Raw genomic sequence first — 16,803 nt, 5'->3', positions numbered from 1 at the left:
GGTACGCGCTGTGCTGCGCCACGAGCGGCCCGGGGTGCGCCCGGCGTCCGCCCAGGGTGTCGCCCGCACAGGGACGGGGACGGCCGGGCACCCTCTGAAAGGTGCCCGACCGTCCCCGTCCGGCGCTGTCGTCGCCGCTACCGCTACCGCTACCGCTACCGCTACCGCTACCTCTGTCGCTGCGGATGTGGCGCGATGGGCGCGCGAACCGAGCAGCAGCCCGCGCTCAGTGCCCCGCGGACTCCTCCGGCCGCGCCTGACGCGGCAGCAGGAACGCGAGCAGGAACGTCAGGGCCAGCATGCCGTCGACGATCCAGAGCAGGGTCTGCATGACGGAGCCGAAACCGCTCCGGAAGGCCGACGTCGCGGTGGCCTGGAGCGCGGCCGGTATCCGCGCGGCGGCCTCGGGCGAGGTCATGGCGGAGCGGGTCTCCTTCTCCAGGCGGGCGCAGGACGCCGGGGTCGCCTCGGGATCCTTGGCGGTGGCGCGGTCGGCGGTGCAGGTGCGCAGGCCCGCCACGATGCGGTCCTGGGCGTCGGGCGCCACGTGCGCGGCGGTCAGCTGCCCGCGCAGCTGGTCCGAACGGTGGTCGACGGCGGTGCCGATCCCGCCGCCCAGCAGACCGAAGAAGGCGGTTCCGAGGATGGCCACGCCGAAGGCGCCGCCGAGCTGCTGCACCGCGGTCATCGTGCCGGACGCCGAACCCGTCTCGTGCTGCTCCACGCTGGCGAGCACGATGTCGAAGAACGGGGCCATGAGCAGGCCCATCCCGATGCCCGTGACGAGCAGCGACGGCAGGAGCTGCCAGGGGCCGACGCCGGACCCCACCTGGTCGAGGGTCAGCCACACGCCGAAGACACCGACGGCCATGACCAGCGCACCGGCCTGGAGCACGGTCCGGCCGAACCGGACGACGCCCTGGGCGACACCGAAGCCGACGATCATGCCGCCCGACCAGGGCACCATCACCAGGCCCGCCTTCAGCGGCGAGTAGCCGAGGCCGATCTGGGTGTAGAGGTTGAAGACCAGCATGAAGCCCTGCATGGTCGAGAAGAAGACCAGCCCGAGGATCATGCCGCCGCTGAAGCCGCGCTTGCGGAAGAGGCTCGGGACGACCAGCGGGTCCTGTCCGGCCTTGCTGCGGCGTGACTCGTACACGGCGAAGGCGACGAAGACGACGACCGAGGCACCCATCATCAGGAACGTCCACACGGGCCAGTCGTACTCACGGCCCTGGACGAGCGGGAAGATGATCAGCAGCGCGCCCAGGGAGACCAGGATCATGCCGGGGATGTCGAGGCGCGGCTTGGCGTCGGAGCGGCTCCGGGGCAGGTAGCGCAAGGCGCCGAGGATGGCCGCGGCACCCAGCGGCAGGTTGATCAGGAAGATCATGCGCCAGCCGGTGCCGAAGTAGTCGGCGTCCACCAGCCAGCCCGCCAGGATCGGTCCGCACACCGCGGACAGACCCATGACCGGGCCGAACATGCCGAAGGCCTTCTGCGACTCCTTCGGCGGGAACATCTCCTTGATCATGCCGAGGCCCTGCGGCAGCATCACCGCGCCGAACAGCCCCTGCACGACGCGCGCGCCGATCAGCATCCCGGGCGACGCGGACACGGCGCACAGCAGCGAGCCGACGGTGAAGCCGGCCGCTCCGATCAGGAACATCGTGCGGCGCCCGTGGATGTCCCCGAGCCGTCCTCCGGTGACGAGCCCGACGGCCATCGAGAGGGTGTAGGCGGCGGCGAGCCACTGGAGTGTGGAGGCGCCGCCGCCGAGGTCGGCGCGCATGGAGGGTCCTGCGATGTTCGTGACGACGGCGTCGAGGAGGTCCATCACCTCGGCCGCGAGGATCACGAACAGCGCAGCCCAGCGCCACCGGTACGGCGCTGGTGAGTCGATGGGCGTCTCGGCGGACGCGACACCGGTGGTGGACATCGGAAACTCCTAGGAAGTCACGGGAGAAGCACGCGAGAACGCACTGGGGAAGGCGAGAGAGAAGCACGGGGGACGCGCAGGACGGGAGACGCCCAGGCCGAGAAGCTCAAGAACGCCGTTCACCCTAACAGAACAGTGCTCACCGAGAGAACGGCGTTCATTAAGATATAGCGCAACCTCGCGACAGAGACAAGATATATCGCGTTGAGGCGAGGTGAACGCCGCTCTCCAGGAGAGAACACTGCTCTCCGACGCCTAGACTGTGGTCATGAGCGACGCGGCCGCCGGCACCCCCGAAGCACCCCCGCCGTCCCCCTGGGAGCGCGAGCGTCCCGTCCGCTCCCGCGTCGCCCCGGCGCGCGAGCCGCTGTCGCGCGAGCGCATCGTCGAGGCGGCCTTCGTCGTACTGGACCGGTCCGGTCTGGACAAGCTGTCGATGCGTCAGGTGGCCGCCGAACTGGAGGTCGCGGTCTCCGCCCTCTACGCCTACGTGCGTTCCAAGGACGACCTTCTGGAGCTGATGTACACCCGGCTCTTCGCGAGCTTCACGCTGCCCGAGCCCGACCCGAGGCGTTGGCGGGAGCAGGTGCGGGAGTACGCCCGCTCCTGGCGGTGGCGGCTGCTGTCCCATCGTGACATGGCCAGGATCTCCATGGCGCACGTCCCCTTCACCGCCGAACTGCTGCCGTACGTCGAGGCGTTGCTCGCGATCTTCCGTACCGCGGGGCTGCCCGACCGCATCGCGGCGGAGGCCGGCGACCTCATCTCCACGTACATCGACGGGTTCGTCCTGGAGGAGGGCATGTGGCAGGACCGGGCCGCCCAGCAGTCCGGCGGCGGCTCCCTGGCCCGCCCCGACTGGCGTGAGATGGCCGACGACATGCAGAACTACTTCGCGTCCCTGCCCGAGGAGGACTTCCCGCATCTACGGGCCCTGTCCGGATCGATGGTGACGGAGTCCTCCGACGAGCGGTTCGACATCGGCCTGGAGATCATCCTGCGGGGCCTCGCGAGCTATCTCCCGGACGGGGAGACCGCGGGGGACCAGGGGGCCTGAGCGGACCGAGGGGCCTGGCCTGGACCGCGAGGCCTGAGCCCGGGGCAGGTCGTCATGGACCCGCCCCGCCCCGCCCGTCCTCGCCTCAGTTGTTCCAGCTCTCGTCGTACGGATCGTGCGGTGTCGCGATCGGCTTCGCCGTGCTGACCCGGAGGTACGGGATCACGCCGCCGTTGACCGGGTCCTTCGTGCGCCTGGCGGTGTAGCGGCCGGTGACTTCGAGCCAGGTGTCGGGCCGCAGCACCGGCGGAATCCGCCCCGACAGGCCGATCTTGACCGGCTGGGCGTCGGCGGCGCAGCAGTTGAGGGCCATGCGGACGAGATACGGGGCACCGGCGCGGTCGAGCGCGACGAAGCCGATGACCTTGACCTGCCGGCCGCCGATCGAACGGCCGTGGTCGTACGCCGCCCTGCTCGCGTAGTCGACCAGGCCGAGGGGGACCGGATCGCCGGCGGGAAGCTCGGCGTAGCCGAAGGGCGCCTGGAGCGCCGTACCGGCGCGCATCGCGCTGTACGAGCCGAGGGCCGGCGGGGCGACCAGGATGAGCGCGAGCAGCGGGAGGACCAGCAGCCACGAGATCCGGGGCTCACGGTGTCCGTGCCCCTGCTCATCTCCGTGCCCGTGGTTCTCACCGTGGCCGTCCGCGCCCGTGAGCCCGTGCCCGGATTCGCCCTCGTCGCCCGACCGTTCGGCGGCGGCCTTCCGGTGGTCGCGTATCTCGTACCAGACCGTGGCGAGCGCCGTGACGATGAGGACGACACCCGCCGCGAGCAGCAATGGGCGCAATCCGGCCTTGACGTACCGCAGATAGAGGTCCGTGACGCTCGCGTGCAGCACCGCCGCGCCGACGAGGAAGAGCACGGCCGCCTGTGCCTGCCGGTTCACAGGAGCACCGTCCCTATCAGTACGGACATGAGGATCGCGAGCGCGAAGGTGGTGGGCGCGAACCGTGCCGCGAAGCCGCGGCCGAACGTGCCGACCTGCATGGCGAAGAGCTTCAGGTCGATCATCGGGCCGACGACGAGGAACGCCAGCCGGGCGGTGAGGGAGAACTGGGTCAGGGAGGCGACCACGAACGCGTCGGCCTCGGAGCAGATCGACAGCAGGACGGCGAGGATCGCGAGGGCCAGGACGGACACCACCGGATTTCCGGCCGCGGCGTGCAGCCAGCTCGCCGGGACGACGGCCTTGAGCGTGGCGGCGGCCATCGCGCCGAGCACCAGGAACCCGCCGGCGTGCATCACGTCGTGCCGCACCGAGGACCAGAACGCGGCCCCCTTGCCGAGGCCTTCGTGCTCGGGGCGGGCCGGCGGGCGCAGCCAGTCGGTGCGGCCGAGCCGCTGCCACAGCCAGCCCATCGCGCAGGCCACGAGAAGGCTGGCCACGAAGCGGGCCACCACCATCTCCGGGTCGCGGGGGAAGGCGACGGCGGTGGCGGTGAGCACGATCGGGTTGATCGCCGGGGCGGAGAGCAGGAACGCGAGGGCGGCGGCCGGGGTGACACCGCGGCGCACCAGCGCGCCGGCGACCGGTACGGAGGCGCACTCGCAGCCGGGCAGGATCGCTCCGGCCATCCCGGCGACCGGCACCGCGAGCGACGGCCGCTTCGGCAGCGCGCGGGCGAAGAACGTCGGCGGGACGAACACCGCGATGACCGCGGACAGCAGGACGCCGAGCACGAGGAAGGGCAGTGCCTGGACCACCACCGCGACGAACACGGTCATCCAGCTCTGCATCACCGGTGCGGACAGCGCTCCGCGGATCGGTCCCTGGGCCGCGACGACCAGCAGCAGGACCATGGTCAGGACGAGCGGGGAGTCGAAGGTCCAGCCCCGCCGGCCCCGCCGGTCCTCCTCGTCCTGCCGGTGGACCGGCGGCGGGGCTTCCTTGGTGATGGTCACGCGAGAGGTACCTCCGGTCGGGGAAGGGCGTGGCTGCGGATGCCCTTCCGCCTTGCATACGCCGGTTCGGCCACAGCTTCTCACCGGGCGTCGGAGGGATTGCCCGCACCGGGGCCTTTCTTGACCTTCACCGAACCTGGGGCGCCTTGTGCGACGGCCGTGGCGGCCGTTGTCACATCTCTTCACATCGATGTCATGAACCTGTAGCTTCCCGGGCTGCAAGTGCTTTCTGGAATTTGCCGGTTCTTCTTGCAAGGCAACTCCCCCTCCCCGCACCCGCATCGGAGCCGCCCCATGAACCGCAGACGTCGACGCCCGCCGCTGAGAGCGCTGGTGGCGCTCCTGGCGGTGACCGGACTGTTCGGACTGACGCCGCCCCAGGGGGAGTCCGTCCCCTTTCGGAGCACGGCCGCCACCTCCACGACGGCGACCGTCTTCTACTACACGAAGACCAAGAACTGGCCTTCCACGTATCTGCACTACGCCCGGGACGGCGGCTCCTGGACCACCGTGCCCGGCGTCCCGATGGAGGCGGCCTGCACGGACTGGGTGAAGAAGACCGTCGACCTCGGCTCGGCCACCGGCCTCCAGGCCACCTTCAACAACGGAAGCGGCACCTGGGACAACAACGGCGGCAGCAACTACGCGCTGGGCACCGGCACCATCACCGTCAAGGACGGCGTGATCGCCCACAGCGACCCCTGCGCCGGCACCGGTACCGGCAGCGGCAACCAGGCCACCGTGTACTACTCGACCGCCACCTCCGGCTGGACCACCGCCAACATCCACTACGCGCCCACGGGCGGCTCCTGGACCACGGTCCCCGGCGTCGGCATGGAGGCCGCCTGCACGGGATGGTGGAAGAAGACCCTCGACATCGGAACGGCCACCTCGCTCAAGGCGGCGTTCAACAATGGCAACGGCGTCTGGGACAACAACAACAGCGCCGACTACGCCGTCCCGTCCGGCACCACGACGGTGAAGGACCGGACCGTCACCGCCGACGCCAAGGACCCCTGCGCGGCCCAGGCCCCGGACACCCAGGCGCCCACCACACCCGCCGGAGTGAAGGCCGCCGCCACGAACACCTCGGTGGTGGTGAGCTGGGAACCCGCCACCGACGACACGGCCGTGACGAAGTATCAGCTCACGCGCACGGGCGGCACCAAGGGAGCGGTCGTCACCGACGTCGGCTCGACGGTGTACTCCGACACGGGACTTGAGGAGAAGACCGACTACACGTATACGGTGAAGGCCGTCGACGCGGCCGGGAACACCTCGCCCGCTTCCGCCGCGGTCACCGTCACCACCGGGGAGAAGGCCCCCGCACCGGCTGCCGGGACACCGCTGGGCACCGACCCGCGCAAGGACCCCATCTACTTCGTCCTCACGGCCCGCTTCTACGACGGCGACAGCTCCAACAATCGCGGCGGCAGCCAGGACGTGAAGTCGGGCAACGCGGCCAACAACGACCCCATGTTCCGCGGCGACTTCAAGGGACTCGTCGACAAGCTCGACTACATCAAGGCGCTCGGGTTCTCGGCCGTCTGGATCACCCCGGTCGTCCTCAACCGCTCCGACTACGACTACCACGGCTATCACGGCTACGACTTCTACAAGGTCGACCCGCGCCTGGAGTCGGCCGGCGCCTCCTACCAGGACCTGATCAACGCGGCCCACGCCAAGGGCATGAAGATCTACCAGGACGTCGTCTACAACCACAGTTCCCGCTGGGGCGCCAAGGGCCTGTTCACCCCGACCGTCTACGGCGTGCGCGACTCCCAGTGGAGCTGGTACTACGACGAGAAGAACGACGGCTTCGAGTACGACGGCCTGACCGTCGAACCCAAGTCCGGGAAGTCCTACTACAACGGCGACCTGTGGTCGACCGCGGAGCCCTCCGGCAACACCTGCCTCAACTGGGGCAAGCCCACCGGGGGCAAGAGCGCCGAGGGCTACACCGTGTACAACTGCCAGTGGCCGAGCCCCACTTCAGGGATGTTCCCCAAGGCCTACTACCACCAGTGCTGGATCGGCAACTGGGAGGGCGAGGACTCGCGTTCGTGCTGGCTGCACGAGGACCTGGCCGACTTCGACACCGAGAACGCCACCGTCCAGAACTATCTGATCGGCGCGTACGACAAGTACATCGACATGGGCGTCGACGGATTCCGCCTCGACACGGCCGTCCACATCCCGCGCGTCACCTGGAACCGCCGCTTCCTGCCCGCCATCTACGACCGGGTCACCCAGCGCTTCGGCACGGACGCCGCGAAGAACTTCTTCGTCTTCGGCGAGGTCGGCGCCTTCGTCAACGACAAGTGGAACCGCGGCTCGGTGAACCACTCCGCGCAGTTCTACACCTGGAAGGAACGCAAGGAGTACAGCGCCGACGACGAGACCGCCGCCATCGAGCAGTACACCTACGAGGAGCAGCTCGGCACCGGCAACCAGCCCACCTCCACCAACGCCTTCCTGAGCGGCAACAGCTACCACACCCCGGACCGCAGCCAGTTCTCCGGCATGAACATCATCGACATGCGCATGCACATGAACTTCGGTGACGCGCAGAACGCCTACAGCAACGGCAAGGACTCCGACGACTCCGTCAACGACGCCACGTACAACGTCGTGTACGTCGACAGCCACGACTACGGTCCGAACAAGTCGAGCACCCGCTACAGCGGCGGCACCGACGCCTGGGCCGAGAACATGTCGCTGATGTGGACCTTCCGCGGCATCCCCACCCTCTACTACGGATCGGAGATCGAGTTCCAGGCGGGCAAGCAGATCGACTGCGGGCCGACCTGCCCGCTGGCGACCACGGGGCGCGCCTACTACGGCGACCACCTCGCGGGCAGCGTCACCGCCTCCGGCTTCGGCAAGGCCGACTCCGCGAGCGGCGAGGTCGCGACCACCCTCGCCCAGCCGCTGGTCAAGCACCTCCAGCGGCTCAATCAGATCCGCCGGGCGATCCCGGCCCTCCAGGCCGGCCAGTACTCCACGGACGGCATCACCGGTTCGATGGCGTTCAAGCGCCGCTACACCAGCGGATCGACCGACAGCTTCGCCCTGGTCACGGTGACGGGCGGCGCGACGTTCACCGGCATCCCGAACGGGACCTACACGGACGCCGTCACCGGTGACGTGAAGACCGTCTCGGACGGCACCCTGTCCGTGGCCGCGCCCGGGAAGGGAAACCTTCGGGTCTACGTGCTGAACGGTCCCGGCAAGATCGGCACCGACGGGCCCTACCTGAAGTAGCCGGCGGCCGTCCGACCGGCACACGAGCGGCGGTCGCCGCGCTCCCGCCAGGGCGCCCCACGTCCGGGCGGGGGACCTCGCGACCGCCGCCGTGCCCGGGGCGGAGCCAGGATGAATGGCGTGCTGAGCGTTGGGTACGCGACCGTCGACGCACCCGGGAGCCGGACCGGCCCCGGGTGGCCGCCCGACGACCACGACCAGGGGATCTGCCATGGACACGCCCTTGAACAACAACCACCCGACCGCATCCGCCGCGACGCCCGCCCAGGAGGCCCTGGACACCCTCGTCGTGAACACCGAGGACAGCGACGCCCTGGACACCCTCGCCGGCAGCGACGTGCTGGTGCCCGTGCCGGACGACGCCTCGGACACGGAGATCGCCGATCCGCACGCCGTGGCACTGCCCGTCCTGGACGATCCGGATGGCGGACAGGTGGTTCCGGTGTTCACCTCGGAACAGGAGCTGGCCGAGCTCCTCCCCTCCGTCTCCCGCTACCGTCTCGTGCCGCTCTCGGCGCTCGCCTCCCAGTGGCCCTCGGGTGAGCTGGACCTCATCATCGACGCCGCCTCACCGCACGGCCTGACCCTCACCTCCGAGGGCGTACGCACGCTGCTGGTGCGGTGACAGGACCGCCGGCCGCCCGACGCGGGCGGGAGGACCGTGCCGTGGCCGGTGCCCGTGCGGGACGCCCGCGGCCGCGGGCGCGGGAGGACCGCGACGATCAGCGGGTCAGCATGCGGGCGAGGACGGAGCGCTGGAGGGGGAGCACCTCGGCGTGCAGCTCTCGGCCCTTCGGGGTCAGCGCGACCCACACTCCACGGCGGTCCTCCTGGCAGACGGTGCGTTCCACCAGACCGTCCTTCTCCAGCCGGCCGATGAGCCGGGACAGCGCGCTCTGACTCAGATGGACGCGGCCGGCGATGTTCTGCACCCGGCAGTGCTCACCGGCCTCGGTGACGGTCTCCGCGACGAGGATGTCCAGGACCTCGAAGTCACTGGCTCCCAGGCCGTGCGGATGCAGCACGCGGTCGATCTCGCACATGGTGCGCGCGTGCACCGAGAGGATGTCCCGCCACTGGTCCTCCAGCCGGGAACCGGGCGTCGTCGTTGCCATAACTGAACGGTAACAGAGATCCGGCCACTAGTTGAGTGTGCAATTAGTGCGCCTGCATCCAGTGGCGCGTGCCGCCCGGCGGGTGCCCGGCCGGGCCCCTCGGTCAGGGGGTGGGGTCCTGGATGAGCCCGTACTGGTTGCCCTCCGCGTCCTTCACCGACGCCACCTGCCGGCCGTTGCCCACGTCCTGGAGCTCCTGGAGCACCTCGGCGCCCTCGCCGATCAGGGCCGCCAGCGTCGCCTCGATGTCGTCGACGTGCCAGAAGGGGACCGGTCCGGTCAGCCCCTTGGCGTGCCCGTTCGGGTCCAGGCCGATGTCCTGGCCCGCGTCCTTGAAACCGACGTAGTACGGCTCGTCCACATAGGGCTCGACCCCGAGCAGCCGGGTGAACAGGGCCTTCGCCTTCGCGATGTCCTTGACGGGGTAGATGATGGTCTTGACTCCGGCGGTCATCTCGACTCCATTGCGGTATGCGGGGCCCTCGCGGCCTGGCCTTCGTGCCGCAGGTGTTCCGACGGCTCCCTCACGCTAAGCCGGGGGAGCCGGGTCCGGCTTCTCGAATCCTGACCACTGCCGTCCCGCCCCGGTGCGCTCCGCCGCGGTCCTCAGGTGGACTCGCGGCGCACCAGTTCCGTCGGCAGGATCACCGCCGCCGGGTCCTCGCCGCCGATCTGGGCCAGGAGGACCCGGACCATCTCGGAGCTGATGCGGTCCCAGGGCTGGCGGATGGTGGTGAGCGCGGGGGTGGCGGCCGTGGCGGCGGGGGAGTCGTCGAAGCCGCCGACCGCGACGTCCTCGGGGACCCGGCGGCCCGCCTTGCGCAGCGCGGTCAGCACGCCCTGGGCCATCAGGTCCGAGGCCACGAACACCGCGTCCATGTCCGGGGCGCGGCCGAGGAGCTGTTCGGCGCCCGCCTCACCGCTGGCGCGGCTGTAGTCGCCGGAGGCGACGAGACGGTCGTCGGCCTCGACGCCCGCCTCGGCGAGGACCTCCCGGTAGCCCGCCAGACGCTCGACACCGCCGGGGGTGTCCAGCGGACCGGTGACCATGCCGATCCGGCGCCGCCCGAGCGAAAGCAGATGCGTGACCATGTCCCGGGCGCCGTCGCGGTCGTCGGCGGCCACGTAACTCACCTTGGAACCGAGGCCGATGGGCTTGCCGCACGCGACGAGGGGAACGCCCGCCTCGCGCAGCTCCTCGGCGACCGGATCGCCGGAGTGGCTGGAGACCAGCAGCACCCCGTCGACATGGCCGGCCGTGATGTACCGCGTGATGCGCCGCCGTTCGTCCTGGGTGCCGGCGAGCATCAGCAGCAGCGGGACGTCGTGCGCGGCGAGCGCCTGGGTGCAGCCGCGCAGCAGGACGTTGAAGTTCGGGTCCTCGAAGAACCGCTCCTGCGGCTCTGTCAGCAGGAAGCCGACCGAGTCGGACCGCCCGGTGATCAGCGAACGGGCGTGCCGGTTCACGACATAGCCCGTCCTGCGGATGGCGGCGTTGACCGCCTCCGCCGAGGAGGGGCTGACGTAGTGCCCACCGTTGAGCACGCGCGAGACGGTGCCCCGCGAGACACCCGCCTCACGCGCGACATCGTGGATCGTCGGCGGCTTGCGCCGGCCCCCCGGGTTGCTCATGGTCATGACTTTACGGCTCCGGACAGCAGGTCGAGGCTCCAGAAGCGCTGGATGACCAGGAACAGCGCGATCAGCGGGACGATCGCGAGCAGGGCGCCGGTGATGACCAGGGTGTACAGGGCCGGAGTGTTGGAGCCCTGTTCGAGGAGGGTGAACAGGCCGAGCGTGATCGGGAACTTCTCGTCGTCGCTGAGCATGATGTAGGGAAGCAGGAAGTTGTTCCAGACGGCGACGAACTGGAACAGGAACACCGTCACCAGACCGGGCACCATCATGGGCAGGGCGACCCGGGTGAAGATCCGCCACTCGCCGGCGCCGTCCATCCGGCCGGCCTCGACGACGTCGGCGGGGACGGCCGCGGCGGCGTAGATCCGGGCGAGGTAGACGCCGTACGGGGACAGGACGAGCGGGAGCAGCACGGAGGCGTACGAATCCGTGAGGTCCGCCTTGGCGAGGAGCAGGTACTGCGGGATCGCGAGGATCACCGGCGGCATCAGCACCCCCGCCATGAGGACGCTGAAGATGGTCTCGCGCCCCCGGAAGCGGTAGACGGCCAGGGCGTAGCCGCTGACCGCCGATACGGCCGTCGACAGCAGGGCGCCCAGACCCGCGTAGAGCGCGGAGTTGCCCATCCACGTGAAGTAGATGCCGTCGCGGTAGGCGGCGAGTTCCCTGATGTTCTGGGTGAACCCGGTGCCCGGCAGGAACGTGAAGGTGGAGAACAGCTCACGGCCCGACTTGGTGGCCGCGATCACCACCCAGGCGACGGGCAGCAGACAGTAGAGCGCGCCGAGCAGCAGGGTGAGGGTCGGGACCAGGGCGATCCTGCCGCGCAGGGGCGGTCCCTGGGCGGTGCCGGGGGTGGTGCCCGCGGCGGGGGCGGCCTTGCGCAGGGCAAGAGAACTCATCGTGCTTCCTCCTGCTTGGTACGGGAGTTCGCGGCACGCAGGAACCCGAAGGACAGGACCAGGGTGGCCACGGCGATGATCACGGCCTCGGCGGCGGCCGCGTAGATGTCACCGGTGTTGAACGCGTCCCGGTAGACCTTCATCAGCGGACTCCAGGTCGTGGAGACGGAGTTGGTGAGGGGCTTGAGGGTGGTCGGCTCGCTGAACACCTGGAGCGTGGCGATGATCGAGAAGAAGAAGGTGAGCACCAGGGAGGGCGCCACCATCGGGATCTTGATCCGCAGGGCGGTCTGGAGCGGGGTGGCCCCGTCCAGCTTCGCCGCTTCGAGCACCTCGGCCGGGATGGCCTGGAGCGAGGTGTAGATGACGATCATGTTGAAGCCGGTGCCGCCCCAGACCGCGATGTTCGACAGCGCGAGGTACAGCGGACCTCCGTCCAGCAGGTTCGGCTGCGGCAGACCGAACTTCTGGAGGACGAAGTAGAAGGGGCTGACGTCCGGGAGGTACAGAAAGCCCCAGAGCAGGGCGGCCACGACACCCGGGATGGCGTACGGCAGGAAGATCGCGAGCCGGGTGAACGGGGCCAGACGCACCTTCTCCGCGTCGAGCATGAGCGCGAAGAGCAGCGCGAGACCGAGCATCACCGGCACCACGATGGCGCCGTATCCGGCCACGCGCAGCGCGCCGTGGACCAGTTCGCTGTCGGTCAGCGCGTCGGTGTAGTTCCGAAGCCCCGCCCACACCTCGCTGCGGGCGCCGGCGCCGAAGCCCAGGCCCCTGACCTGGACCTTGTGCAGACTCAGCCAGACCGCGTAGGCGATGGGCAGCGCGAAGAAGAGGACGAAGAGGATCGTCGCGGGGAGGAGGAAACCGTACGGGGCCCCCTTGACCCCGTACGGCCTCCGGCGTGCGCTGGTCACTGAGCGACCCCGAAGCCCTGCTTCTTCAGGTCGGCGACGGTGGTGTCCTGCATGGTCTTCAGGGCGGCACCGAAGTCCGACTTGTTCTTGGCGGCGGCGCCGAAGGCGTCGTTGAAGGACGTGTAGGCCACGTTCACGTTCGGGCCCCAGGCGGAGGGCGCGGTGGTCTTCGCGATCTCCGAGGCCTTGGTGTAGAAGTCCGGCTGGTTGGAGAAGAAGGCCGGCGGCTGGGCGAACGCGTCACTGGTCTGCGCGCTGGTGGCGGCCGGGTAGATGCCGCTCTCCTTCGCCAGCGCGGCCACCGCCTGCGGGTCCGTGTTCAGCCAGGCGGCGAACGTCGCGGCGGCCGCCTTGTGCGGGGAGTCGGTGGTGACGGCCGTCGAGGAGCCGCCCCAGCTGCCGGTGACGTTCTCTCCCGCCGACCACTGCGGCAGCGGGGCCATCGCCCACTTGCCCTTGGTCTGCGGGGCCGCCGTGGTCAGGGTTCCGGGCGCCCACACCGCGCTGACCCAGGCGATCTCCTTGCCGGTGTTCAGCGCCTTGTTCCAAGCGGGCTGGTACATCGGCTGGTTGTCGATCGCGCCCTCCTTGACCAGACCGCCCCAGAAGTCGGCGACCTTCTGAGTGGCCGCGTCGTCGATGCCGACCGTCCACTTGTCGCCGGAGGCGGTCCACCACTTGGCGCCCGCCTGCTGCGCCAGACCGGCGAAGAGTCCGGAGTCGTTGGCGGAGAAGGTGGTCAGCGCCTTGTCCGGCGCCTTCTTCTTCAGCGCGCGGGCGGTGTCGGCGAACTGCTCCCAGGTGGTGGGGACCGTGAGGCCGTACTTCTTGAACAGGTCCGCGCGGTAGTAGAACATCATCGGGCCGATGTCCTGCGGGATCGCGTAGACCGAGTCCGTCCCCAGGGTCGTCTGCTGCCAGACACCGTCGGCGAACTTGGTCCTGGCCTGCTTCGACTCCGCGGCTATGTCGGCGAGCACGTCATTGCTGACCAGCGTCGGAAGGGCCTGGTACTCGGCCTGGACGAGGTCCGGTGCCTTCTTCGCCTTGTGCGCGGTGAGGATCTTGGTGATGAGCGAGTCGCCCGAGGCCTGCTTCTTCACCTCGACGGTGATCTGCTGCTTCTTGCCCGGCCCCTTGTTCCAGAGGTCGACGACCTTGTCCATGCCCGGCGCCCAGGTCCAGAACGTCAGTGTCGCGGGTCCGGACTTGGAGGCGCTCTTGTCGTCGTCGGACGAGCCGCAGGCGGCGAGCGAGGTGGCGCCGAGGACGACGGCGATGGTGCTGGCCACGAGGCGGTGGTGCTTCGTGATGGGCATGGAACGTTCTCCCCTGACCTGGGGCCCCCGCCTGCTGCGGAGGCCTGCCCTGTTCTGGTGTGGTGCGTCTTCGGGGGTGCGCCGGCCGGTGCCGGGACCGCGGTCGTGCGCCCGGTCTTCGGGCGCTTCGTACGCCGCCCGCCGACACCTGAGCACCCCTTCGGATCATGTGCGGTGCGTCTGTGAGCGTTCACAGTAGAGAAACATCCCGGACACTTGTCAATGGTTGTTGCTGTGCGGTTATGTTGGGCTCGCGCCGCTGGCGTTGTGTGTGCACGTTCCCAAATGATCGATTACATGGGAGAGATCCATGCCGGAGACCAACCCCAAGGGCCTCACCGGGCTCGCCTTCGGTGGGGACTACAACCCCGAGCAGTGGCCGGAGAGCGTCTGGCCCGAGGACGTCCGGCTGATGCGCGAAGCGGGCGTCACGATGGTGAGCGTCGGGATCTTCTCCTGGGCCCTGACCGAACCGGCCCGGGGCGCCTACGAGTTCGGCCGGCTCGACCGTGTCCTCGACCTGCTGCACGAGAACGGCATACGCGCGGACCTGGGCACCCCGACCGTCGCACCGCCCGCCTGGTTCTACCGCGAACACCCCGAAGCGCTCCCCGTGGCCGCCGACGGCACCCGCTACGCCTTCGGCTCACGCGGCGCCATCTGCCACAGCAACACCCACTACCGCGCCGCCGCTGCCTCCATCACGACCCGCCTCGCCACGCGGTACGCGAGCCACCCGGCCCTCGCGCTGTGGCACGTCCACAACGAGTACGGCGTCCCGGTCTCCGCCTGCTACTGCGACTCCTGCGCGGCCCACTTCCGCCGCTGGCTGGCCGGTGCGTACGGGACGGTCGAGGAGCTCAACGAGGCCTGGGGGACGGCCTTCTGGGGCCAGCGGTACACCGGCTTCGACCAGATCGACCCACCGCGCGTGACCCCCACCGTCGGCAACCCGGCCCAGGCGCTGGACTACAAGCGGTTCGCCGACGCCACCATGCGCGAGAACTTCGTGGCCGAACGCGACATCCTCCACCGCCTCGCGCCCGGCGTCCCCGTCACCACCAACTTCATGACGGCCCTCAGCCAGTGCGACTCGGTCGACTACTGGGCCTGGGGGCGCGAGGTCGACCTCGTCACCAACGACCACTACCTGATGACCGACGGCCGCCGCACCCAGGTGAACCTCGCGATGGCCGCCGACCTCACCCGCTCGGTCGCGAGCGGCGCGCCCTGGCTGCTCCTCGAACACTCCACCTCGGGCGTCAACTGGCAGCCCCGCAATCCCGCCAAGGCGCCCGGCCAGATGGCCCGCAACTCCCTCTCCCACGTGGCCCGCGGCTCCGAAGGGGCCATGTTCTTCCAGTGGCGGCAGTCCCGCGGCGGCGCGGAGAAGTTCCACTCCTCGATGCTGCCGCACGCCGGCACCGACTCCCGCGTGTGGCGCGAGGTCGTCGAACTCGGCGCGGCCGTGGACTCGTTGGCCTCCGTCAAGGGTGCGCGGACCGTCGCCGACGTGGCCGTGCTGTGGGACTGGCACTCCTGGTGGGCACAGAGCCTCCAGTGGCGCCCGAGCGAGGACCACGACGCCCGCGAGCGCGCCGACGCCTTCTACGAGGCCCTCTACGACCGTCACCTCACCGTCGACTTCGCCCACCCGGAAGCCGACTTGTCGGCCTATCCCCTTGTCGTCGTACCCGCCCTGTATCTGATGACCGAGGCCGCGGGGAACAACCTCAAGGAGTACGTGGAACGCGGCGGCACGCTCCTCGTCTCCTACTTCTCCGGCATCGTCGACGAGCACGACGCCGTCCACGAGGGTCCCCATCCCGGCGCCCTGCGGGACGTACTCGGCCTGACCGTCGAGGAGTTCTCGCCCCTGCTCCGGGGGGAGCGCGTCCGGATCACCGGGCCGGAGGGCTCCGAACTGACCGGAGACGTCTGGACCGAGTTCGTGGTGCCGCGCGGTGCCGAGACCGTCTGGACGTACGCCGACGGGCTCGTCGCCGGGCACCCGGCGGTCACCCGGCACCGGATCGGCGCGGGCTCGGCCTGGTACGTGTCCACGCGCCTCGGGGCCGAGGGGCTGGACGCGCTGATCGGCCGTGCCGCCGACGACGCGCGCGTCGCCCCGCGCACGGACCTGCCCCGCGATGTCGAAGTGGTGCGGCGCACCGGCGAGTCGGGCACCTACGTGTTCGCGATCAACCACACCTCGTCCGACGCCAAGGTGCCGCTGGACGCGCACGGCACCGAGCTCCTCACGGGCGAACGCGCCGCGGGCCGGCTGGCGGTCCCGGCGGGCGGGGTGCGCGTGGTACGCCTCGACGCGTGACAGGCCGTGGGCCTTGAGCGGTGGGTGTCGGGTGGTCGGTGGGCGACGGGGTGGAGTGGGGTCAGGGCTCCCTGGGGCGGGTCGGGATCAACCGGCCTCCGCTGTACGGGTGGTACGGGACCCGGTTCAACCAGGGCTTGGGGCAAGGGGGTCGACCGGCTCCCCGGGCCTCGGCTTCCGGCCCCCTTCCCGCCTCTCCGGCCCCGCCTCTCAGGCCCCGCCCCCCGGCCACCCGACCGGCCCCCTGAACCGCCGCCCGACCGGGCAGCCCCCGACCGCCCGCCCCCGGTGCGCCTCCCAGCCTCGGCGGCCGTCCAGCGCACCCGAGTCATCCGGCGCACCTCCCGGAGATCCCCCACCGGCAGGGCCGCACGGTCCCGCCGTTCGCTTCAACCGTCGCCCGGGTCAGGACACT

At 70.1% G+C, this 16,803-nt stretch carries 13 protein-coding genes; 4 read left to right on the top strand and 9 right to left on the bottom strand.

What is annotated here, in order from left to right; translation table 11 throughout:
• Positions 1-226: 226 nt before the first annotated feature.
• On the bottom strand, positions 227-1,939 hold the full coding sequence (locus ACZ4AA_RS09170) for an MFS transporter (protein ID WP_467597908.1): 1,713 nt from the start codon (positions 1,937-1,939) through the stop codon (positions 227-229).
• Positions 1,940-2,207: 268 nt separating this feature from the next.
• Between ACZ4AA_RS09170 and ACZ4AA_RS09165 the strand changes: the two genes are divergently transcribed.
• Entirely contained in the window at positions 2,208-2,996 is a 789-nt protein-coding gene (locus ACZ4AA_RS09165) for a TetR/AcrR family transcriptional regulator (protein ID WP_467597905.1), read from the top strand.
• 85 nt (positions 2,997-3,081) lie between these two features.
• Here the strand turns inward: ACZ4AA_RS09165 and ACZ4AA_RS09160 are convergent, their stop codons facing one another.
• Positions 3,082-3,882 carry a TIGR03943 family putative permease subunit gene (locus ACZ4AA_RS09160; protein ID WP_467597903.1) on the bottom strand — a complete coding sequence of 267 codons (801 nt, stop codon included), beginning with the start codon at positions 3,880-3,882 and terminating at the stop codon, positions 3,082-3,084.
• The gene (locus ACZ4AA_RS09155) at positions 3,879-4,898 is read right to left on the bottom strand and encodes a permease (RefSeq protein ID WP_467597900.1); all 1,020 of its coding nucleotides are present in this window, start codon (positions 4,896-4,898) and stop codon (positions 3,879-3,881) included. Before ACZ4AA_RS09155 ends, ACZ4AA_RS09160 begins: the two co-directional genes overlap by 4 nt.
• Before the next feature lie 294 nt (positions 4,899-5,192).
• On the opposite strand from ACZ4AA_RS09155, the gene ACZ4AA_RS09150 reads away from it, so the two are divergent.
• Complete coding sequence (locus ACZ4AA_RS09150; RefSeq protein ID WP_467597897.1) at positions 5,193-8,162, top strand: carbohydrate binding domain-containing protein; 2,970 nt, start codon at positions 5,193-5,195, stop codon at positions 8,160-8,162.
• A gap of 211 nt (positions 8,163-8,373) precedes the next feature.
• Positions 8,374-8,787, top strand: a complete 414-nt coding sequence (locus tag ACZ4AA_RS09145; protein ID WP_467597895.1) for an SseB family protein — start codon at positions 8,374-8,376, stop codon at positions 8,785-8,787.
• A gap of 97 nt (positions 8,788-8,884) precedes the next feature.
• Here the strand turns inward: ACZ4AA_RS09145 and ACZ4AA_RS09140 are convergent, their stop codons facing one another.
• The 6 genes from ACZ4AA_RS09140 to ACZ4AA_RS09115 form a co-directional block, all read right to left on the bottom strand.
• A complete protein-coding gene (locus ACZ4AA_RS09140) occupies positions 8,885-9,277 on the bottom strand; it encodes a MarR family winged helix-turn-helix transcriptional regulator (protein WP_467597892.1) in 393 nt (130 codons plus the stop codon).
• A 103-nt stretch (positions 9,278-9,380) separates the two neighbouring features.
• Positions 9,381-9,731 (bottom strand): VOC family protein, encoded by a 351-nt coding sequence (locus tag ACZ4AA_RS09135; RefSeq protein WP_467597889.1) that lies wholly within the window; start codon positions 9,729-9,731, stop codon positions 9,381-9,383.
• A gap of 152 nt (positions 9,732-9,883) precedes the next feature.
• On the bottom strand, positions 9,884-10,915 hold the full coding sequence (locus tag ACZ4AA_RS09130) for a LacI family DNA-binding transcriptional regulator (protein ID WP_467597886.1): 1,032 nt from the start codon (positions 10,913-10,915) through the stop codon (positions 9,884-9,886).
• Positions 10,912-11,817, bottom strand: a complete 906-nt coding sequence (locus tag ACZ4AA_RS09125) for a carbohydrate ABC transporter permease (RefSeq protein WP_467597883.1) — start codon at positions 11,815-11,817, stop codon at positions 10,912-10,914. Before ACZ4AA_RS09125 ends, ACZ4AA_RS09130 begins: the two co-directional genes overlap by 4 nt.
• The gene (locus ACZ4AA_RS09120; RefSeq protein WP_467597880.1) at positions 11,814-12,737 is read right to left on the bottom strand and encodes a carbohydrate ABC transporter permease; all 924 of its coding nucleotides are present in this window, start codon (positions 12,735-12,737) and stop codon (positions 11,814-11,816) included. The genes ACZ4AA_RS09125 and ACZ4AA_RS09120 overlap by 4 nt, the downstream gene beginning before the upstream one ends.
• Positions 12,734-14,056, bottom strand: a complete 1,323-nt coding sequence (locus ACZ4AA_RS09115) for an ABC transporter substrate-binding protein (protein ID WP_467597877.1) — start codon at positions 14,054-14,056, stop codon at positions 12,734-12,736. Before ACZ4AA_RS09115 ends, ACZ4AA_RS09120 begins: the two co-directional genes overlap by 4 nt.
• 310 nt (positions 14,057-14,366) lie before the next feature.
• On the opposite strand from ACZ4AA_RS09115, the gene ACZ4AA_RS09110 reads away from it, so the two are divergent.
• A complete protein-coding gene (locus ACZ4AA_RS09110) occupies positions 14,367-16,388 on the top strand; it encodes a beta-galactosidase (RefSeq protein ID WP_467597874.1) in 2,022 nt (673 codons plus the stop codon).
• The last annotated feature ends 415 nt before the right edge of the window (positions 16,389-16,803 follow it).

It is taken from the genome of Streptomyces sp. NPDC024698 (assembly GCF_055559015.1).
Note: the sequence above shows the minus strand (reverse complement) of the source record. Positions and strands in the feature narration are given on the sequence as shown.